This window comes from Neobacillus massiliamazoniensis (genome assembly GCF_001048695.1).
Taxonomy (GTDB): Bacteria; Bacillota; Bacilli; order Bacillales; family Cytobacillaceae; genus Neobacillus; species Neobacillus massiliamazoniensis.
The window spans coordinates 520,224-540,817 of the sequence record NZ_CVRB01000002.1; the positions used below are offsets into that span (position 1 = coordinate 520,224).

The 20,594-nt window shown below is 41.4% G+C and carries 15 protein-coding genes; 4 read left to right on the top strand and 11 right to left on the bottom strand.

Annotation, left to right across the window (positions count from 1 at the left end):
• Nucleotides 1-5: 5 nt before the first annotated feature.
• On the bottom strand, nt 6-1,229 hold the full coding sequence (gene mtnK / locus BN1082_RS10430) for an S-methyl-5-thioribose kinase (RefSeq protein ID WP_090634017.1): 1,224 nt from the start codon (nt 1,227-1,229) through the stop codon (nt 6-8).
• A 290-nt stretch (nt 1,230-1,519) separates the two neighbouring features.
• Between mtnK and BN1082_RS10435 the strand changes: the two genes are divergently transcribed.
• Nucleotides 1,520-1,858: a heme oxygenase gene (locus BN1082_RS10435; RefSeq protein WP_090634019.1), complete on the top strand. Its 339-nt coding sequence runs from the start codon at nt 1,520-1,522 to the stop codon at nt 1,856-1,858.
• Nucleotides 1,859-1,950: 92 nt separating this feature from the next.
• On the opposite strand, the gene BN1082_RS10440 is transcribed toward BN1082_RS10435, so the two are convergent.
• On the bottom strand, nt 1,951-2,208 hold the full coding sequence (locus BN1082_RS10440; protein ID WP_090634021.1) for a hypothetical protein: 258 nt from the start codon (nt 2,206-2,208) through the stop codon (nt 1,951-1,953).
• A gap of 189 nt (nt 2,209-2,397) precedes the next feature.
• Here BN1082_RS10440 and BN1082_RS10445 point away from each other — a divergent pair, with 189 nt between their 5' ends.
• The gene (locus tag BN1082_RS10445) at nt 2,398-3,843 is read left to right on the top strand and encodes a DEAD/DEAH box helicase (RefSeq protein WP_090634023.1); all 1,446 of its coding nucleotides are present in this window, start codon (nt 2,398-2,400) and stop codon (nt 3,841-3,843) included.
• 121 nt (nt 3,844-3,964) lie between these two features.
• Here the strand turns inward: BN1082_RS10445 and scpC are convergent, their stop codons facing one another.
• Nucleotides 3,965-5,482: a succinyl-CoA:acetate CoA-transferase ScpC gene (gene scpC, locus BN1082_RS10450; RefSeq protein WP_090634025.1), complete on the bottom strand. Its 1,518-nt coding sequence runs from the start codon at nt 5,480-5,482 to the stop codon at nt 3,965-3,967.
• 126 nt (nt 5,483-5,608) lie between these two features.
• Complete coding sequence (locus tag BN1082_RS10455) at nt 5,609-6,253, bottom strand: LytTR family DNA-binding domain-containing protein (RefSeq protein WP_090634027.1); 645 nt, start codon at nt 6,251-6,253, stop codon at nt 5,609-5,611.
• A gap of 435 nt (nt 6,254-6,688) precedes the next feature.
• Here BN1082_RS10455 and BN1082_RS10460 point away from each other — a divergent pair, with 435 nt between their 5' ends.
• On the top strand, nt 6,689-8,719 hold the full coding sequence (locus BN1082_RS10460; protein ID WP_090634029.1) for a Na+/H+ antiporter: 2,031 nt from the start codon (nt 6,689-6,691) through the stop codon (nt 8,717-8,719).
• 288 nt (nt 8,720-9,007) lie between these two features.
• On the opposite strand, the gene BN1082_RS10465 is transcribed toward BN1082_RS10460, so the two are convergent.
• Complete coding sequence (locus BN1082_RS10465) at nt 9,008-9,373, bottom strand: hypothetical protein (RefSeq protein ID WP_090634031.1); 366 nt, start codon at nt 9,371-9,373, stop codon at nt 9,008-9,010.
• Nucleotides 9,374-9,514: 141 nt separating this feature from the next.
• On the opposite strand from BN1082_RS10465, the gene BN1082_RS10470 reads away from it, so the two are divergent.
• Nucleotides 9,515-11,155, top strand: coding sequence for a S53 family peptidase (locus tag BN1082_RS10470; protein ID WP_090634033.1), 1,641 nt, complete (start codon nt 9,515-9,517; stop codon nt 11,153-11,155).
• 145 nt (nt 11,156-11,300) lie between these two features.
• Here the strand turns inward: BN1082_RS10470 and narI are convergent, their stop codons facing one another.
• From narI to BN1082_RS10500, 6 genes are read right to left on the bottom strand one after another with little or no spacing between them, the layout of a single operon-like run.
• On the bottom strand, nt 11,301-11,975 hold the full coding sequence (narI, locus tag BN1082_RS10475; protein WP_281177006.1) for a respiratory nitrate reductase subunit gamma: 675 nt from the start codon (nt 11,973-11,975) through the stop codon (nt 11,301-11,303).
• Between the two features lie 3 nt (nt 11,976-11,978).
• Nucleotides 11,979-12,554, bottom strand: a complete 576-nt coding sequence (gene narJ / locus BN1082_RS10480; RefSeq protein ID WP_176699735.1) for a nitrate reductase molybdenum cofactor assembly chaperone — start codon at nt 12,552-12,554, stop codon at nt 11,979-11,981.
• Entirely contained in the window at nt 12,517-14,028 is a 1,512-nt protein-coding gene (gene narH / locus BN1082_RS10485) for a nitrate reductase subunit beta (protein WP_090634037.1), read from the bottom strand. The genes narJ and narH overlap by 38 nt, the downstream gene beginning before the upstream one ends.
• Nucleotides 14,018-17,710 carry a nitrate reductase subunit alpha gene (locus tag BN1082_RS10490; RefSeq protein WP_090634039.1) on the bottom strand — a complete coding sequence of 1,231 codons (3,693 nt, stop codon included), beginning with the start codon at nt 17,708-17,710 and terminating at the stop codon, nt 14,018-14,020. The genes narH and BN1082_RS10490 overlap by 11 nt, the downstream gene beginning before the upstream one ends.
• Before the next feature lie 51 nt (nt 17,711-17,761).
• Complete coding sequence (locus tag BN1082_RS10495) at nt 17,762-18,976, bottom strand: nitrate/nitrite transporter (protein ID WP_090634041.1); 1,215 nt, start codon at nt 18,974-18,976, stop codon at nt 17,762-17,764.
• A gap of 47 nt (nt 18,977-19,023) precedes the next feature.
• Nucleotides 19,024-20,328, bottom strand: a complete 1,305-nt coding sequence (locus BN1082_RS10500; RefSeq protein WP_090634951.1) for a NarK family nitrate/nitrite MFS transporter — start codon at nt 20,326-20,328, stop codon at nt 19,024-19,026.
• Nucleotides 20,329-20,594 lie beyond the last annotated feature (266 nt).

A 20,594-nucleotide genomic window follows, 5' to 3' on the forward strand; every position in this document is an offset into this window, starting at 1 on the left:
CCTCCTTATACTTCTAGTTCTACTGCATGAAACACGTTTACGAAATCTTCACCTGTTTTTATTGATTCTCGGTTTAAGATAAAGTTCTTCCCAGCTGTCAAAACAAATTTCTCAGCTTGGACTCTTGCGTCAGGATTTTGAATAGAAGTAATATCTTTAACATGTGCAAGGCCAACCGTCCGGCGAAGCAACTCTAGCCCAGCAACTGCTGAAGTATCTCTTAAAACAGTATCAAGGTAATACTCTTTAAAGCCCTCATAGCGCGCTACGCGTTCCGTTGCCTTTTCATCCCAAGCAACTAAGAATTTTTGATTAAATAAATTAATTGTATCATTTATTGTTGATTCGATATAACGTAAATAATCTGTTCTAACTTCATCATCTTCGATGGTAAATTTAGCATTAGCATAAGCAAAAATAAGGTTAGCTACCACATTTCCAATATCATAACCGGCCGGTCCATAAAATGCGAATTCAGGGTCAATTACCTTTGTAGAATCTTCTTTTATAAAAATAGATCCGGTATGAAGGTCACCATGAAGCAGAGACTGAGCATTGTTCATGAATTCAAATTTCAATTTTGCTATCTCTAATGCTAATTTGTTGTCGCTCCAAATGGTTTCTCTAACAAATTCCTTTGAACCTTCAAAAACATCATTGCGCTGGCAGTCATAGAACGGTTCTGTATAAACTAAGTCCTCAGAAATTTCACATAGCTCAGGATTAATGAATGTTTTCACAAGCTCTTTCTTTTCTTTATGCCCCATTACAACATCAGACGTTAATAACAGAGTGTTTACTAGAAAAGTAGAGATGTGATCGGCAAAATGCGGGAATTTCTTATGTTTCATAAGTGCCGCTCTCATGATTTCATAATCTGATAGGTCTTCCATTGCACAACAGTTCATGATTGGGTCGTAATTATACACTATGGGTACAAAACCAGGGGCCAATTTATATTGAAACCCTAAAATTTCGCTCTCAATGCGATTGCGATCAGGAGATAGCTTAAACTCATCAGAGATGCGGGCAACCGGTCCTGCCTGTTTAATGATAACAGACATATTGTTCCTTTCATCCACTACTTTAAACACATAGTTTAAGTTGCCATCGCCAATTTCTTTACAAGTTAATTCCGCATCTTCTTGGAAAAATTGAAGTACTATTTTTGCATAATCAGCAGCATCCTGCTCAGTCATCGTGAAATATTCCTTCGTGAAATCTTTCATTGCTATCCCTCCTGATTATATCTATTTAAGTAGGACAAAAATCGCCCGATGCTTCTAGTTTACCGTATTGTTCCATCGTAATGGGAGCAATTTTTTTATGAAAATTGGCAAGGTATTACTGATTTACGATTGTTTGTGTGTAGCGCTTGGAACCGTTTGCAATTCAGCAAGTAAAATTCTACATAAGTCAGTTCAGATTCCTGAAAAGATTACTGTCAAATGCTAAAATTACATGGAGGATGATTGTTCATACATCATGCCCAATAAACGATTCAAGGAGATGTTAAAAGATGATCGTTGTTACGAATAAAATTAAAACAAAACCAGGTTTTGCCGAAAAAATGGCCCCAGCCTTCACTAGACCAGGTGCATTACAAAAAATGAAAGGCTTTGTAAAAGTAGAAGTTTTGATTAGAAAAAACGTAACAGAGCATGATGAATTAAACGTCAATACCTATTGGGAAAGCGCAGAAGACTTTTCAGCATGGAAAAACAGCGATGCTTTTAAGGAAGCACATAAGAGACCTGAACCAAGTTCTGAAGAAACACCAAAAGAATCACCTATCTTAGGGAGCGAAATCATTATTGCAGAAGTGGCAGCAGTGTTGGAGGCTACTCTTCAATCATAGAACCTTTGTAGACACACTGTTTACAACTTAATTTATGGGTATTAAGGAAAAAGGATGTTCCAAATAGAGTGTCACCCCTACAACCTATATGGTCACCAAAACCATATTGGTGACCGTTTTTCCTTTTCTCTTTCGGTTTCGGTCACCAAAACCATATTGGTGACCGTTTTTCTTTTTCCCTCTCGGTTTCGGTCATCAAAACCATTTTTGGTGACCGTTTTTCTTTTTCTCTCTCGGTTTCGGTCATCAAAACCATTTTTGGTGACCGTTTTTCTTTTTCTCTCTCGGTCTCGGTCATCAAAACCATTTTTGGTGCCGTTTTTTCTTTTCTCTCTCGGTTTTTCGGTCACCAAGAGCCTTTTTCTCAAAAAAGGTTTATTTACTAAGAACCAACATTCCTATTAATCAGTTCAAATATAAAATAAAAGCCGTTTTGGTTGTAATTCAAGTATAATAAATCTTATTCAAATGATGGATATGATCACTCTTCTAGAGAATCCTATTAGTTGAATAATAAAATATAACGAAGAGGTTACTACATGAGCGAAAGAAGTTTTGCCGAGTACGGGTTAAGCAATGAAATAAATAGAACACTTGAGGTTTTAAAATACGAAACTCCTACAGAGGTTCAAAGTAAAGTCATTCCACTGGCACTGGAAAATAAAGATCTTGTCGTAAAATCGCAAACAGGCAGCGGCAAGACAGCATCCTTTGGAATTCCGATTTGTGAAATGCTGGAATGGGAAGAAAATCATCCACAAGCATTAGTTTTGACACCGACAAGGGAGCTTGCTGTACAGGTTCGAGAAGATATCACGAATATAGGACGGCTTAAACGGATCAAAGCGATGGCCGTTTATGGAAAAGAGCCCTTTTCAAAACAAAAAGACGAATTAAAACAAAAAACACATGTAGTCGTTGGTACACCGGGACGAGTTATGGACCATATCGAAAAAGGGACACTCGTTTTAGATAAAATCAAGTATTTCATTATTGATGAAGCAGATGAAATGCTTAGCATGGGTTTTATCGACACAGTTCAAACAATCATTGAGGAACTTCCTTTAAACAGAGTAACAATGGTCTTTTCAGCGACAATGCCTAAAGATGTTGAATCTCTCTGCCATCACTATATGAAAGACCCCGTTCAAATCGAGATCGCTGCTTCAGGGATTACAACGGATACAATAGAACATAGACTAATCGAAGTGAAGGAAGAAGAAAAAAATTCTCTGCTTAAAGACATAACCGTCGTGGAAAACCCTGATAGTTGTATCATTTTTTGCAGAACGAAAGAGCATGTCGATACCGTTTTTGCCGAGTTAGATGAATCCCATTATTCTTGTGAAAAACTCCATGGAGGTTTAGAACAAGTAGATCGCTTTGCGGTTATGGATGGTTTCAAAAAGGGAAATTTCCGTTATCTAATCGCGACGGATGTAGCAGCAAGAGGAATTGATATTGATAATGTAACACTTGTTATTAATTATGATGTTCCAATGGAAAAAGAAAGTTATGTGCACCGAACAGGAAGAACAGGAAGAGCCGGCAATATTGGAAAAGCCATTACATTTGCAACGCCGTTTGAAGGAAAATTCGTTAAAGCAATAGAAAATTATATTGGCTTTGAAATTCCTACAATAGAAGCTCCTTTGCCACAAGAAGTGGCTAATAGAAAGGCTGCATTCGAAGAAAAAATAAGCGGCCGTAGAGTGGTGAAAAATAATAAAACGGCCCGAATCAACCAAGATATCATGAAACTCTATTTCAACGGTGGGAAAAAGAAAAAGATTCGTGCTGTCGATTTTGTTGGAACGATTGCCAAAATCCCTGGAGTAAACGCTGAGGATATCGGAATTATCACCATCCTTGACAACATGAGTTATGTGGATATTCTAAACGGAAAGGGGTCACTCGTCCTAGAAGCACTGGAGAATGCCACCATTAAAGGAAAGAAGCTAAAAGTCAGTAGGGCAAAAAAATAATTTAAGCTGTGAAAAAAAGGTGCCTGACACCCCAAAAAGACATTTTACATGTTTTGTCCACGTGGGGCGGACATTGCATATTGTTCATTAAAATGCTTGGGTGGCGGACACCTTTTCAATATTATTTTACATTTTGGGCAACTGGCATTAGCATTGTGCCCTGGGCGGCATAGTTTGTGTGCCATGAAAAGGCTTTTTCTAGCACATGTGGTGTTTGTCCGCCTCTTGTAAGGGCTTCTTTATAATATTCCCAGAGCTGCTCACGGTACATTGGATGAGCACAGCGTTCGATGATTAATTCAACACGCTCCCTTGGAGCCAATCCGCGAAGGTCGGCATAACCTTGCTCTGTAACGATGACATCGACATCATGTTCGGTGTGGTCAACGTGGGAAACGAAAGGAACAATACTAGAAATTTTACCGCCTTTGGCAATCGATTTGGTTACAAAAATGGCCAAGCGGGCATTCCGGGCAAAATCACCTGAACCGCCAATACCATTCATCATTTTTGTCCCTAAAACATGCGTGGAATTAACATTTCCGTAAATGTCCAATTCTAACGCTGTATTAATTGAAATCAACCCGAGCCGACGGATGATTTCCGGATGGTTGGAAATTTCCTGCGGTCTCATGATTATTTGGTCACGATACTTATCAAAATCAGCAAAAACCTGCTGCATTTTTGCTTCTGAAAGCGTTATCGAACAACAGGAAGCGAAACGAACCTTTCCAGCATCGATCAAATCAAACACCGCATCCTGTAAAACCTCGGAATAAACTTCCAAATTGGTAAACTCAGAATCAAGCATTCCATGAAGAACTGCGTTGGCGATGGAGCCAATCCCTGATTGCAGGGGAGCAAGGCTCTCAGTTAACCTGCCTGCCGCTACTTCTTTACGAAGAAATTCAATTAAATGCTTCGCCATGATGACCGTTTCCTCATCAGGCGGGACAATTGTCGAAGGAGAGTCAGATTGGTTTGTAAATACGATTCCCCTTATTTTGCTAATATCTACAGGGATTCCGATTGTTCCGATTCGGTCTTCCGATTTGGTCAGCGGAATAGGACCTCTTTCTCCTTGCTTTCCCAAATCATAAAGATCATGCAATCCCTCGAGGTTAGCGCTATTTGCCATATTAATTTCAATGATGATTGATTTTGCATGTAAAGCAAACGTTAACGAGTTGCCAACAGAGGTTGTTGGAATCACCATCCCATCCTCAGTAATTGATAACGCTTCCAAAATCGCGAAATCTATTGGCTCCATTACCCCTGCACGAACCAGTTCAGCCGTGTGTGACAAATGCTGGTCAACAAATAAAAGTTCGCCATTATTAATTTTATTTCGCATCGTTGGGTCCGCTTGAAATGGAAGCCTTTTTCCAATGATGTCTGCTTCTGCAAAAAGCTTATCCACATCAGAACCTAATGATGCTCCCGTATAGACATTTACCTTGAAGGATTCCTTCTTGGCTCGTTCTATTAACGCAAATGGAACCGCTTTCACATCTCCAGCCCGTGTAAACCCACTTAATCCCAATGTCATCCCGTCTTTGATCCAGGAGGCAGCTTCTTCCGGTGTCACGATGCGGTTCAAAAGTCGCGGATCCCTAATCCGTTCTAATTTATTCCCCATATTACTCCCACTCCCCAATGAATATATAATAATTTTAACCGATAATACTTATCATTAAGGAATTTTTGGGATTAGTTATAGAAAATTCAGACAAGGCAGCATAATCACTAGATAAAACAGAATTTTTTAAAATCCTAGTAGCCTGCGAAAATAACTTGAATAAGATTGACTAACCGGTACCCGATCTCCATTATCCATCGAAAGGACAAAAGTTGAATGGGTATCAGGAAATATTTCCTTAATGTGATTAACATTAACGATAAACGAGCGATGGCAGCGAATAAAATAATCCTTCGGCAGCTGGAATTCAAATTCTTGTAGCGAGTATTTATGGATCCCGGTGTGGTTATTCGCTTTTACATATGTTTTTTTATATTTTGCCTCAAGATAAATTACCTGCGAAAATGGTACGGGAATCCAGCCATCCTGCGTTTTGATCGTCACAACTAATTTTCCACCCGTTAATGCCGGAAAAATTGCGGTAACGCAGCCCTCAAGCTTATCTTTATGAAAAAAAGGTACTGCCTTCCCCTGATAAGAAACACCAAATACATCACGGTCAATAAATTCCGAAACCTTTTGCTTTGAGATAATTGCTTTATGAGCAATCGTACCCTCCTTCAGAGGATCACCAGGACGAATTTTCAAGTCAATTCGTTTACTCGGCCGATAATAAATATATTCACTCTTATTGGAAACTGCAATTGATATCTCCTCCGAAAACAACTCACTAATGACATCCAACAAAGAAACAACCGTAATACTTTCCAATCCAATCCCCCCACATGGTGTCCACTTTGGTGCCTGACACCAGAAAAAGACATTTTCTCCATTTTGTCCACCCATAGTGGACAGTAGTAGATTTTTGATTCTTTATTTATTCTTCTTTAATTGACTAATTCATGATTTTGTATGTATTTCTCTGAAGTACTGCTCTATTTAATTATATACCTCATTTTGATATAGGAAAAACTAAAAAAGGCTTTTGATAACTATATCGAGTAATGTAATGAAGTTTTTGACTGTTAGATCATCCCCGTAAAACTTATGAAAAAAGCATTTTACAGTTCATAACCTAACATTGCTTGAATGCATCGGATCATGTGATAATTATCCTGATACTAGCTTATGTATTTTTGGGAAAGTTAAATTTACACTAAAAAAGGATAGGAAATTACACATATTACACCAGAGAGGAGACAAAAAATGGAATTTTTTCCGCTCGTTCTATTACTTCTAGCCATCATCGGGTTGTCGAGTTTTATCAATCATTTCATACCGTACATACCAGTACCGCTTATTCAAATTGCACTGGGAGTTTTGCTTGCTTCCCTTCCCCTCGGAATTCATATCCCAATGGAGCCGGAATTATTCTTTATTCTTTTTATTGCCCCCTTGCTATTTCATGATGGAAAAAATGTTTCAAGACAGGCATTATGGAAATTACGAAAACCGATATTACTACTTGCTCTCGGTCTTGTATTTGTCACCGTATTCGCGATCGGATACTTAATTCATTGGCTTATACCGACAATCCCATTGTCTGCATCTTTTGCGTTGGCAGCTATTCTTTCCCCTACAGATGTTGTAGCTGTAGGCGCCATTTCAAGTAGAGTGAAGATCCCGAAAACGATTATGCACATTCTCGAAGGCGAAGGACTAATGAACGATGCTTCTGGTTTGGTCGCGTTTAAATTTGCCGTAGCAGCAACTGTGACAGGCGCTTTTTCATTAGCACAGGCAAGCTGGAGCTTTTTAGTCATTTCCATTGGCGGATTTGCCGGCGGAGCCATTCTTGCCTTCCTTATTATTCGCCTGAAAATCTTTATTCGACGGCTTGGTATGGAGGATGTGACGATTCACATGCTCATTCAGATTCTCACGCCTTTCGTAATTTATTACATAGTTGAGCATTTCCACCTTTCTGGCATTCTATCAGTGGTCGCCGCTGGCATTGTCCATGCAATTTCTCGTGATCATGATCAATCACCTTCGATGCGGCTTCAAGTGGTTTCACAAAGTACATGGACGGTCCTTATCTATATTTTGAACGGCTTGGTGTTCGTGCTATTAGGCTTACAAATACCAAGCGTAATGAGTGAAATTTTTCAAGACCCGATGTTTAATAATTGGGAAGTGAGCAAGTATATTGTTATCATTACGGCTGCACTTTTACTTCTTCGCTTCATATGGATATATGCTGCGTGGAATGGTGGACGGCTGCTTAAAAAGCAACCACTCCCAAAGCCTACTATTAGAGGCATCGGAATTACGACCATTTCTGGTGTAAAGGGAGCGGCCACACTGGCTGGTGCCTTCACCATTCCATTTGTTGTAGCGGATGGAACTCCTTTTCCCGAACGCTCATTAATCATTTTTATTGCTGCAGGGGTTATTTTGGTTACCTTGATAGTAGCCAGTATCTTCTTACCGATGCTTGCAAGGACTGAAAAAGCAAACACGGATGAGTTACGAAAAGAAATGGAAAGGACTGCTATGCTCCGTACGATTGATGCTGCTATCCGCTCGATTCGAGATTTAATGAATGATGACAATCATGGAGCAGCAGTGTCTGTCATTACGGCATATAATCAAATCCGTAATCGCATTAATCATGTGGATGAAAACACTGAACAGTTGAAATTAGTGGAAACGGATATTCGGATGAAGGCTCTTGAAGCAGAGGCCAATTACTTTGAAAAATTGAAAAAAGAAGAACTGGTTGACAAGGAAACATCTTATTTGACGGAAGAACATATTCAAAGGATGAGACTAGCGATTACAAACCGGATGCAATATAGAAGAATGTTCATTTGGACGATGATTAAAAGAAGTGTGTACAGACTTTTACAATTTTTTGTGCCGAAAAACCAAGAAAAGCTGAAACATCGTCAAGAAAAAATAAAAAAGATGATCCAGCTCAAAGTCAACATGGCCCAAGCTGCTATTCAGTATTTGAAGGATCATATGACCTCAGAAAACGAAAATATTTATTTGGTCATTATCGGAGAATATACTGAATTGATCTTGAAGTTTCAACGTGCGAAAAATGGCGAAGATTCCTACACCCACATGCAAAGAGAGCTCCGAGAAAAAGCCTTCCAAGCAGAAAGGGATGAAATTCAAAACATGTATGAAGAAGGGGAAATCACAATCGATGTCATCCGGAAAATTCGTAAGCAGATTAATATAAGAGAAGCTTATTGGATGGAAGAAAATAGTGTGCGTTCACATTAATCTGAGCTTGAAAACCAACACAAAAAGCCCCTATCCAATTCTGTTTGGATAAGGGCTTTTGATCATTGATTAGCTAATACGTCCTTCTTCTCTTAATATTTTTTCAAATTGCTTTACAACTTCTTTATCATAATGAGACCCAGCAAATCTCCTAAGTTCATTTTAAGAGGTATTAGGTGAAAAGGATTATCCAAGTGTCACCCCCATAATCTATCCGGTCACCAAGACCCTTTTTGGTGACCGTTTTTTCTTTTCTCTCTCGGTTTTGGTCACCAAAACCATTTTTGGTTACCGTTTTTTCTTTTCTCTCTCGATTTTGGTCACCAAAACCATTTTTGGTGACCGTTTTTTCTTTTCTCTCTCGGTTTTGGTCACCAAAACCATTTTTGGTGACCGTTTTTCCTTTTCTCTCTCGGTTTCGGTCACCAAAACCATTTTTGGTGACCGTTTTTTCTTTTCTCTCTCGATTTTGGTCACCAATGCCCTTTTTGGTGACCGTTTTTCCTTTTCTCTCTCATTTCCGGTCACCAAAGCCCTTTTTAGTGACCGTTTTTCCTTTTCTCTCTCGGTTTCGGTCACCATAACCCTTCTTTGTGACCTGTTTTCCACTTTTTCTCCATTTCGGTCACCAAGAGATAAAACAATTTTACCCACTCATTGTTCTACTAGTTCAATAGTCTCTATTAATCCCTCTATATTTTATTAAAAATTCACAAAAATTAAACTATTGCTCCTTACATATTGAAATTTAACATTGTATAATTAAATTCTAGTAAATTAAAGGAGGATGAAAAAATGGAAAACAAGAATCGTTCGATAGACAGCCAAGAACTTATTAGTTACGTACAGATACCTGGAAGTGAGCGAAGCCCGTTACCTGATGCTGTTAAATCAACTCCCGTCCATCCTGATGAAGAAATGTCTGTTACTGTGCTTGTTCGTCGTCCGTCCGTTACTAGTTTTTTAGAAATGAGAAGTACTTCCCCTTTTACACTAGCACCTCATCTTAGCCGTGAAGAATTTGCAGCAGCTTATAGTGTGGATCCGAGTGACTTGGAAAAAATAAAGCAATTTGCTAATGACTTCGGCCTTTCAATTAAAGAAGTAAACGCAGCTGCTGGTACCATATTGCTTTCAGGAACAGCATCAGCTTTCAGTAAAGCCTTTAAAGTCCAGCTTACAAACTATGAAAAGCCAAACTTTACTTATCGTGGACGTACTGGACCTATTCATATTCCAAAGGATCTCGCCGATATTGTTGAAGCGGTAAGTGGACTGGACAACCGTCCACAGGTTCGGCCTCGTTTTCAAATTTTTGAGGAAATGATTGAGCCTCATAGTCCTCTAACAGCAAAGAAATCATACACTCCTCCTCAAATTGCAAACCTTTACAATTTTCCACAGAATATTAATTGTAGTCAACAGTGTATCGGTATTATTGAATTAGGTGGTGGCTATTCCCCCGCTGAAATGGGGCAATATTTCTCCTCTCTTGGAGTTACGCAACCAGTATTAACAGACGTATCGGTGAATGGAGCAACGAACCAGCCGACAGGCGATCCAAGCGGTCCAGACGGTGAAGTAGCGTTAGATATTGAAGTGGCTGGAGCTGTTGCCCCAGGAGTGAGAATTGCGGTTTACTTTGCTCCCAACACAGCTGCAGGATTCCTTAACGCCATCGCGACTGCCGTTCACGACAACGTAAACAAGCCTTCAGTTTTATCAATTAGTTGGGGTGCCCCGGAAAATCAATGGACAAGCCAGGCCATGAAAGCGATGGATCGTGCCTTTCAAGATGCAGCAGCACTAGGTGTTACCATCTTTTGTGCCTCTGGAGACCGCGGCTCAGCCGATGGTGTTAATGACGGTCTTGTCCATGCTGATTTCCCCGCTTCCAGCCCAAATGTCGTTGGATGTGGCGGGACAAAACTCATTGGCTCTGGACAAACTATTACGAGTGAGGTAGTTTGGAATGAAGGTCCTGACAGCAGCACTGGCGGTGGGGTAAGTGCCGTATTTAATCTGCCAACCTGGCAAACAGCTGCTCATGTTCCTCCTTCAGCAAACAAAGGGAGCTACAAAGGACGTGGTGTCCCTGACGTTGCGGGAGATGCTGATCCGGCTACTGGTTATCAGGTCTTAGTTGACGGACATCAAGCTGTTTATGGTGGGACTAGCGCAGTAGCTCCCCTTTGGGCCGGATTGATTACGCTAGTAAACCAACAGCTTGGTCAGCCAGTTGGATTTTTGAACCCAACTCTTTATAACCTATCTCCTAGCAGTAATGCCTTTCATGATATTACAACGGGAAACAATGTAACTAGCATTAAAAGAGGCGCTTATACGGCTCAAAAGGGATGGGATCCATGTACGGGTCTAGGAAGTCCAAATGGAGTAAATTTATTCAATGCACTTAAAAGTTTGCAAAACACATAAGAATTTCTAACTCAATATTGTAAAAAAAAGATGTCCCAAAACGGTCTAACCCCTCTCTTAACACTCTGCTTATTAATTGGAGGTTGAGGGGTCTGACAATTTGTTTTGGGACATCCTGTTTTTTATCTAAGGCAATTGAGAATCTTTAGCTAGCTCTTTTTCGATAAATAATATAACGTCGTTTGAAATAAGAAAGAGGAACACTCCACACATGCACTAGCCGAGTAAATGGCCAGATTCCGATCAAGGCGAACGAAATCAAAATATGCAGTTGAAAGCCAAGGGGTACCCCTTTCATTAAAGATGGATCCGGCACAAAAGTGAGAAGACCTCTGAACCATGGACTTATCGTTTCCCGATAATCAAAATGGGGGTGAAGCCGGTTTCCGATTAAAGTATTATAGATTCCAATCAGGATAATCAGAAAGATAAGGATCACTGTGATAAGATCACTTGTATCACTTGTAAGCCGAACCCGTTTATTTGTAAGACGGCGATTCAACAGAATGAGAATTCCTAGCAAGGTAATGATCCCGGCAAGACCGCCCCCATATACAGCTCCGGCGTGATACATTGATTCACTAACACCCAAGCTTTCCATTAGAGATTTAGGAATAAGGAGACCGCCGACATGCCCGACGAAGACAAAAAGGATCCCTATATGAAACAACATACTGCCCCATTTTAAATGTTTTTTCTCCAAAAATTCACTGGATTTAGCCGTCCATGATAATTGGTCCACATTGTAACGGTAAATATGCCCGACAATAAAGATGGTAAGCATTAAATAAGGGAAAATCACCCATAAAAATTGTAGCACCTTCTATTCCCTCCTCCCTGATAAAATGATTTTTTCGAGTAATTCCATTCCGGACAAGCAGGCTATGATCAAGAATAGATACGGGCTGTTCAACATTTCTAATTCATTCTTCAATTTTTCAATCGGTTCGCGCATGCTTCCGAGCAAATTAGCGGAAATTTGCAGCGGAGCAACTGAAGCAAATTCTAAGACAACAGGCAAATAATCGGACAGCTCTTCATCTGTCATTTCATAGCCAAAATCTTTATACAATCCCTTTAATTCTACTAAAATTTGTCCTCTTTCTCGCTGTTCACCAGCTTTTAAGTAGCTCAACGAAAGGGAACAGGCAGGGTTAAAGTCAAACAAGTTAACATAATTCTGTTCCAACTCATCTAGAGAAATATCTCCAATTGCTTTTAAAAAAGAGGCGAGAGGAGTTTTGAGTGAAGGACTTTCGAATTCCTCGACCTCCTCAACCAATTCTCTCCATTGCAGCCACCTTTTATCTGGATACTGTAGTAAATAGGAAATCAATTTAAAGGAGTTGCGGACCTCATTCTCATCTTTTGAGAACATGGAATTGATCATTTGCTCCATCATATCCACCTACTTTACAAGTATTACAGTCAAAGCTATACCCGATTGAACCTTGCTCGCCGTAGAGATTCTGGACGTGTTCCTTATGAGCAGGAGGAATAACAAACCTGTCTTCGTACTTCGCAATGGCAAGCAAGCGGTACATTTCTTCGATTACTTCCGCTTTCATGCCAATTTGTTTAAGCTGCTGTTCATTTGGTGCTTTCCCTAATGTTTTTGCCCGCATATACTGGCGCATGGCGACCATTTTTTCCAATACTTCCATGATGATATTTGTGTCTCCAGCTGTAAGCATATTCGCCAAATACTCTAGTGGAATCCTCATTTGGCTGATAGCAGGAAACATCTCTTCTAACTTGCCGTTCGTATCCTTTCCCTCGAACAGCGTCGTAAATGGACTTAGCGGTGGAACATACCAAACCATCGGCAATGTCCGATATTCCGGATGAAGCGGAAGAGCAATTTTATATTTAATCGCCAATTTGTAAATCGGTGATTTTCGGGCTGCTTCCAGCCAGTCCTCCGAAATACCATCCTTTTTTGCCTGTTCGATTACTTCTGGGTCAAAAGGGTCAAGGAACAAGCTTAACTGCTCTTTGTACAAATCTTTTTCATTAGTTGTGGATGCCACTTCCTTTACCCTGTCTGCATCATAGAGAAGAATCCCGATATAACGGATGCGCCCTGTGCATGTTTCCGAACAAACTGTTGGCAGCCCTGCTTCAATTCTTGGGAAGCAAAAAGTACATTTTTCTGCTTTTTGCGTCTCCCAATTAAAATATACCTTTTTATAAGGGCAGCCTGTCATGCAGTATCTCCAGCCTCGGCATTGTTCCTGGTCAACGAGGACAATCCCGTCTTCATCTCTTTTATAAATCGCACCAGAAGGGCAAGAGGCTACACATCCAGGATTTAAGCAATGCTCACAAATCCGAGGCATATACATCATAAAGGCTTGCTCAAACTCAAGCTTCACTGACTCCTCTAGCTTGCGAATGTTCGGATCCTTTCGGCCTGTTACATGGGAACCGGCAAGGTCATCCTCCCAGTTTGGACCCCATTCAAGCTCCATCGTTTCACTGGTTAAGAGTGATTTCGGACGGGCAACTGGCTGATGCTTCTTCTGCGGGCTGTTTGTCAGCTTTTCATAATCGTATGTCCATGGCTCATAATATTCGTCAATGGTAGGAAGATCAGGATTGTGAAAGATTTTCCCGAGAGCTAGTTTATTCAGCTTGCTTCCAGATTTTAATTCAAGCTGATTATTTTTTAATGTCCAGCCACCTTTATGCTTCTCTTGATTTTCCCATTCAATCGGGTAGCCAACTCCCGGTTTTGTTTCCACATTATTAAACCAGATATACTCTGCTCCCGGACGGTTCGTCCATGTGTTTTTACAAGTAACACTGCAGGTATGACAGCCAATACATTTGTCTAAGTTCATTACCATTGCTACCTGTGCTTTAATCTTCAAGCCAAGGCACCTCCTTCATCTTCCGTACCGACACGTAAAGATCACGTTGGTTTCCAATCGGTCCATAGTAGTTAAAACCATAGCTTAGCTGCGCATAGCCGCCAATAATTTGAGTTGGCTTCACATGGATTTTTGTAGGACTGTTATGCGTTCCGCCCCGTTCACCGGTAATCGTTGAACCTGGGGTATTAATGTGTTTGTCCTGTGCGTGATACATATACAGTGTTCCTTTTGGCATTTTATGACTTGTTACGGCCCTTGCCGCTACGACGCCATTTCGGTTGTAAACCTCTACCCAATCATTATCTTGAATCCCCGCCTGCTCGGCATCCTTTTCACTCATCCATACATGCGGTCCGCCTCGGAAAAGTGTCAGCATCGTCAGATTATCTTGATAGGTGCTGTGAATATTCCATTTACCATGTGGCGTTAAATATCTTAGCGTGATTTCATTCTCCTGTTTCTCCGGTACCTGATCACGGCTAGAAAAAACCATTTCCGGTAATGTCGGCTTATAAATTGGGAAATTTTCCCCGTATTCTGTCATAATTTCATGATCAAGGTAAAAATGCTGTCGTCCCGTTAACGTTCGGAATGGGACATAGCGTTCAATATTGGTCGTAAACGGTGAATAGCGTTGATTTCCTTTATTCGATCCAGTGAAAATCGGCGTTGGAATTACCTTGCGCGGCTGAATGGTAATATCCCTGAAGGTGTGATGGACAGCTGCCTGATCTTCAGCAATGTCCTTTAAGGAAAGCCCCGTTTTGGCTTCTTCCGCTTCCCACGCCTTCATTGCCACCTTCCCATTCGTTGCACTAGATAATGTCATCATTGCTTCTGCTGCCTGTCGACCTGTCTCAATGCTCGGTAAACCATTGGAAATTCCCGTCATTTCGACCGTCCCGTTCATATCCTTTAGCTGCTGATATTGCTCGGCGACGGAAAAAGATATTCCGTGGGCGCCAACAGGATTCTTCTCAGCAAGCGGCCCAAGGGCAATAAATTTTTCGTAAATCTTGCTAAAATCGCGCTCTACATAAACCATGCGTGGCATCGTGACACCAGGCACCGCTTCTGCTTCACCTTTTTTCCAATCAAGCACTTTACCGAAAGGCTGTGCAATTTCATCAGGCGTGTCATGCTGGAGCGGAACTGTTACCAGATCCTTGATTGGTTTAGGAAAGTGCTGTTCAGCCATTTTAGAAAATGACTTGGCAATTCCTTTAAATGTGTCCCAATCCGATTGTGCTTCCCAAGGTGGATTAATAGCCGGATTGAACGGATGAACGAACGGATGCATATCTGTGCTGCTTATATCATGCTTTTCGTACCAAGTTGCTGCAGGTAAAACAATATCGGAATACATCGCATTTCCCGCCATCCGGAAATCGATGGAGACGAGGAGATCAAGCTTTCCTTCAGGACCCTCAGGACGCCATTTCATTTCCTCAGGCTTCATAGACTGATTTTCATCCCCTAGCAATCCATTGGAGGTACCAAGCAGGTGCTTTAAGAAATATTCATGTCCTTTCCCTGAGCTCGAGATGAGATTAGAACGCCAGACGAACAAGTTCCTAGGGAAATTGACTGGATGGTCTGGATCTTCTACGGCAAATTCCATCTTGCCGGTTTTCAACTCATTCACGACATACTTAATGGCATCCTCTGTCGTTTTAGCCCCGGCCTTTTGCGCCTCCTCGTACAGTTCAATCGAGTTTCGATTGAATTGCGGATAGGAAGGCAGCCAGCCTAAACGGGCAGCAAGAACGTTGTAATCGGCAGAATGCTGGTATCTAGCTTTTTTCACAAGTGGTGAAGCCAGTTCATTCATTTTTGTTTCTTCATAACGCCATTGATCAGTGGCAAAATAATAGAAGGATGTGGCATTTTGCAAGCGTGGTGGCATTGACCAGTCTCGACTAAACGCAATCGTTCCCCATCCTTCCGGGACACGACATTTTTCTTGGCCGACGTAATGGGCCCAGCCGCCGCCATTAACTCCCTGTGAACCTGTCAATAACACAAGGTTTAAAATACTTCGGTAAATGGTATCACCGTTAAACCAATGGTTGATGCCGGCCCCCATAATAATCATAGAGCGTCCCTTTGTATCAACGGCGTTTTGGGCAAATTCTCTGGCAATTTTTATAACTAACTTCTTGTCTATTCCTGTATATTTTTCCTGCCAGGCCGGTGTATATGGTTGTTGATCTTCATAGCTAAATGATTTTCCCTTACCTAGCTCCTCACGATTCACCCCATAGTGGGCGAGCATAAGGTCGAATACCGTCGTAACATACATTTCTTCTCCAGATGCTTTAACTACTTTCTTCACTGGAACAGGACGAGAAACCGTCCTTGTTTGCTCACGGTCAAAAAACGGGAATTCGATGTCAACAATGCGGTCCTCTTGACCAAGAACCGTTAACTCTGGTTCAAAATCATTTCCATGTTCATCATTTTGCTTGAGGTTCCACTGACCTTTGTTTCCCCAGCGATGCCCAATACTACCGTTAGGAATCACAATTTTTCCTGTCTGTTGATCGATGACAGCCGTTTTCCATTCGGCATGTGTAAGCGGCAGGCCTAAGTCACTTGCATTTAAGAAGCGGTCAGAAACATAAGATTGGCCGTTCGGTTTAAGGGTAATCAAGTAAGGAAGATCTGTATATTTTTGAGCGTATTCATAAAAGTAATCCGTCTTCTTATCGATATAAAACTCTTTTAAAATAACATGAGTCATCGCCTGGGCCAGGGCAGCATCTTCCCCAGGCTGGATTGGAAGCCAGTCATCCGCAAATTTTACATTTTCTGCATAGTCCGGGCTGACGGTAACCACTTTTGTTCCTTTATAGCGCACCTCTGTCATAAAGTGAGCGTCCGGTGTTCTTGTCATTGGCACATTTGAGCCCCACATCATGATATAGCCGGAGTTATACCAGTCGCTGCTCTCCGGGACATCTGTTTGTTCACCCCAAATTTGCGGAGAAGCAGGTGGCAAATCTGCATACCAGTCATAAAAGCTTAGCATTGGAGCGCCAAGCATCGATAGGAAGCGAGAACCTGCTGCATAACTAACCATTGACATTGCTGGGATCGGGGTAAATCCAGCAATCCGATCTGGTCCGTATTTCTTCGTTGTATAAATAAGTGACGCGGAAATCATTTCATTGACTTCTTCCTTTGTGGCTCGGATAAAGCCCCCCTTACCACGGGCTGATTTATACTCCTTTGCCTTTTCAGGATTTTCGACGATACTTGCCCATGCTTTTACCGGATCTTTTTCCTGTTGTAACGCTTCACGATATAATTTTAGGAGAACCCCGCGAACATAAGGATATTTCACACGAAGCGGGCTATACACATACCAGGAAAAACTTGCCCCGCGTGGACAACCCCTTGGTTCGAATTCCGGCATATCAGGTCCACAGCTAGGATAATCTGTTTGCTGGTTTTCCCAAGTGATTATTCCTTCCTTGACAAATACCTTCCAGCTACACGATCCGGTACAGTTAACACCATGTGTTGTCCTGACAACCTTATCGTGCGCCCAACGCTGACGATAGACATTTTCCCATTCCCTGCCCCCCGCATTCAACTGGCTCCAGCCATCTGAAATGGTATCAATTGGTTTAAAATATCGAAGTTTTTTTAAAAAGTTGCCAGACTTTGTTTTCATTTCAATCCCCTTTCTTCTTCATTGCATCATTCATCATTCCAGCCGTTAGGTTTACATTGCTGGCATTCTAGACTTAGTTCCCTTGACATTACTGTTTTTCCAAGCGTGTTGCAGCCAAACCGTAATGAGGAGAGCTGCTATATAGGTCGCCCCAATCCACCAAAAACCGAGTGCATAAGAGCCGGTCATTCCCTTAAAGGTTCCAAGAATGTTTGGCAGAAAGAAGCCGCCCAAACCACCTGCTGCGCCAACAAATCCTGTTAAAATCCCTACCTCACGCGGAAATCTTGTTGGAATCACCTGAAAAATTGCTCCGTTTGCAATTCCAAAAATGAGCATTGCGATGATAAACAGCGGGAGCGTCACATAAAGGGATGGAAGGAATCCAATAATACAAAGTACTGCTGCAGCTAAACCAAACAATCTAATCAGTAGATTGATACCGCCAAGCCGATCTGCTATATATCCGCCGATCGGTCTGATAAAGCTTCCCGCAAAGACAGTGATCGTCACAAAATCTCCCGCCATAACTTTACTAATCCCATATTGATCCACAAAGAAGATCCCAAGGTAACTAGTCAATCCAACAAAACCGCCAAAAGATAGGCTGTAAAAGAAGCTGAAAATCCATGTTTCTTTTATTTTTACAATCCCAAAGTATTGTGAAAGCTTTTGCGGCTTCGGTGCATTAGGACTGTCTTTTGCAAAAATAGTAAAGATGATAAAGGCAATAATTAACGGAATAAGAGCAAAACCGAATACACCATGCCAACCAATCGATTGCGCAATTCGTGGGGCAAACAATGTTGCCAATACAGTACCGCTATTTCCAGCACCAGCAATCCCCATCGCCAGGCCTTGATGCTCAGGTGGATACCATCGGCTCGCAAGTGGCAGTGCAACAGCAAAGCTTGCACCAGCGATACCAAGTAAAAAGCCAAACGCTTGAACTTCCGTTAAAGAATTCCCAAACAACCATCCCCAAGTAAGCGGAAGTATTGTCAAAAGCATTCCGATCATTCCCATTCGCTTTCCGCCAAAGCGATCGGCAAGCAAACCCATTGGGATCCTGAGTAGAGATCCACCTAAAACCGGAATCCCCACCATTAACCCTTTCTCTGCCGGCGTAAGTCCGAAATCTTGAACAATAAAAGTGGAAGTAGCCCCAACCATAACCCAGATCATGAAACTAATATCAAAATAGAGAAAGGATGAAAGTAATGTCGGCAAATGTCCACTTTTTAAAAAGTTTTTTAAATTACCCATTTGTTTCACTCCAAATCATTTTATACATCCTGTTCCTACACTCTGGGCTAACATTTCATTTCTGCATTTTTACGCGAGTAGTAGAACCAACAAACTCCAAGGCTAATTACGTAATACGCAATAAAGAGATAGAGTGCTAAATTAGCAGAGTTCGAAATTGATAGCGACCAGCTGAATACCTTTGGAATAAAGAAGGCGCCATATGCGGCAATGGCTGCCGTAAAACCAAGCACTGGTGCCGCTTGCTTCGGTTCAAAAATAATCGGAATCATTCGGAAGGTAGCACCATTTGCGATTCCTGTTGTGAAAAAGAGAATAAGAAACATAATTAAAAATCCGGTAAAATTCTTTTCATTTAAGAAGTAAATAACTCCTGTTGTTGCCGCAATCATAATGATAATATCCCAGAACGTTACTTTTGCTCCGCCAATCTTGTCGGCAATCCAGCCGCCGACCGGTCTGACCGCAGCACCCACTAGAGGTCCTAAAAACGCTAGCTGGAGGGCATTTACTTCCGGAAATTCTGCTTTAATAAGTAGTGGAAATGCTGCAGCATAGCCAATAAAGGAGCCGAAACACATTGTATACAGCCATGACATGATCCAAGTATGCTTGTTTTTGAAAATAATGGCTTGTTCCTTAAACGATTGCTTTGCATTCGGAAGATTATCCATTCCTAAAGCTGCGCAAATCATAAGAATGACAATTGGTACTACCCAAACAAAGGCAGCATTTTGTACCCAAACTTCTTTCCCAGTCTTTAATAAATGTGAGGAACCGAATATTCCTGCAAAAGCCCCCGTCGTGATCACAAGCGGAGTTATAAATTGAACCGCACTCACGCCTAGATTTCCAATACCCGCATTCAGTCCATTCGCGGTTCCTTTTAGTTTTTTTGGAAAAAAGAAGCTTATATTAGCCATCGATGATGAAAAATTCCCGCCTCCGATTCCACAAAGAGCCGCTAAAATAGCCATTGTGGTAAAAGATGTTTCTGTGTTTTGAACAGCGAAGCCAATTCCGACGGCTGGCAGCAAAAGGGCAGCCGTACTAATCACCGTCCAGTTTTTCCCTCCAAATATTCCCGGCATAAAGGTAAAAAATATTCTCAGTGTTGCCCCGACTAGTCCCGGAAGTGCGGCCAAGGTAAATAGTTGGCTAGAAGTAAAATGAAAACCAGCGTCATTTAGTTTTACTGCCACAATTGACCAAATTTGCCAAACGATAAATGCTAAAAACAGTGCAGGGATTGAAATCCAAAGGTTTCGTTGTGCAATACGCTTTCCTTCCGATTCCCAGAACTGACTATTCTCTGGATCCCATTTCTTAATCCCATCAAGCGCATGATTCATACCAGCGTGCTTTTGACTATTCTCTGGGTCCCATTTCTTAATCCCCATTACCCCTCATCCTCTCTTTTTCTTGATTTATTTCTTTCATTGTAAAGGCTTTCGAAAATGGCGAATATCAGGATAACCCCTCACATTCGTAAGGGAAAATACCTATTTGTATATAGTGTGTTACTCAAATGTTCACAATTTTTTAACTTATGGCTATACAAAAAGCGCAAGCGCCCTGGTCAGCCCCGACAAGCATAAGACGAGCCTGCAGGAAGGTT

What these genes read in the sequence shown, in the direction of transcription:
- mtnK (WP_090634017.1), bottom strand. Translation starts at nt 1,229, where the DNA reads ATGAAAGATTTCACGAAGGAATATTTCACGATGACTGAGCAGGATGCT.
- BN1082_RS10435 (WP_090634019.1), top strand. Translation starts at nt 1,520, where the DNA reads ATGATCGTTGTTACGAATAAAATTAAAACAAAACCAGGTTTTGCCGAA.
- BN1082_RS10445 (WP_090634023.1), top strand. Translation starts at nt 2,398, where the DNA reads ATGAGCGAAAGAAGTTTTGCCGAGTACGGGTTAAGCAATGAAATAAAT.
- scpC (WP_090634025.1), bottom strand. Translation starts at nt 5,482, where the DNA reads ATGGGGAATAAATTAGAACGGATTAGGGATCCGCGACTTTTGAACCGC.
- BN1082_RS10460 (WP_090634029.1), top strand. Translation starts at nt 6,689, where the DNA reads ATGGAATTTTTTCCGCTCGTTCTATTACTTCTAGCCATCATCGGGTTG.
- BN1082_RS10470 (WP_090634033.1), top strand. Translation starts at nt 9,515, where the DNA reads ATGGAAAACAAGAATCGTTCGATAGACAGCCAAGAACTTATTAGTTAC.
- narJ (WP_176699735.1), bottom strand. Translation starts at nt 12,554, where the DNA reads ATGGAGCAAATGATCAATTCCATGTTCTCAAAAGATGAGAATGAGGTC.
- BN1082_RS10490 (WP_090634039.1), bottom strand. Translation starts at nt 17,710, where the DNA reads ATGAAAACAAAGTCTGGCAACTTTTTAAAAAAACTTCGATATTTTAAA.
- BN1082_RS10495 (WP_090634041.1), bottom strand. Translation starts at nt 18,976, where the DNA reads ATGGGTAATTTAAAAAACTTTTTAAAAAGTGGACATTTGCCGACATTA.
- BN1082_RS10500 (WP_090634951.1), bottom strand. Translation starts at nt 20,328, where the DNA reads ATGAATCATGCGCTTGATGGGATTAAGAAATGGGATCCAGAGAATAGT.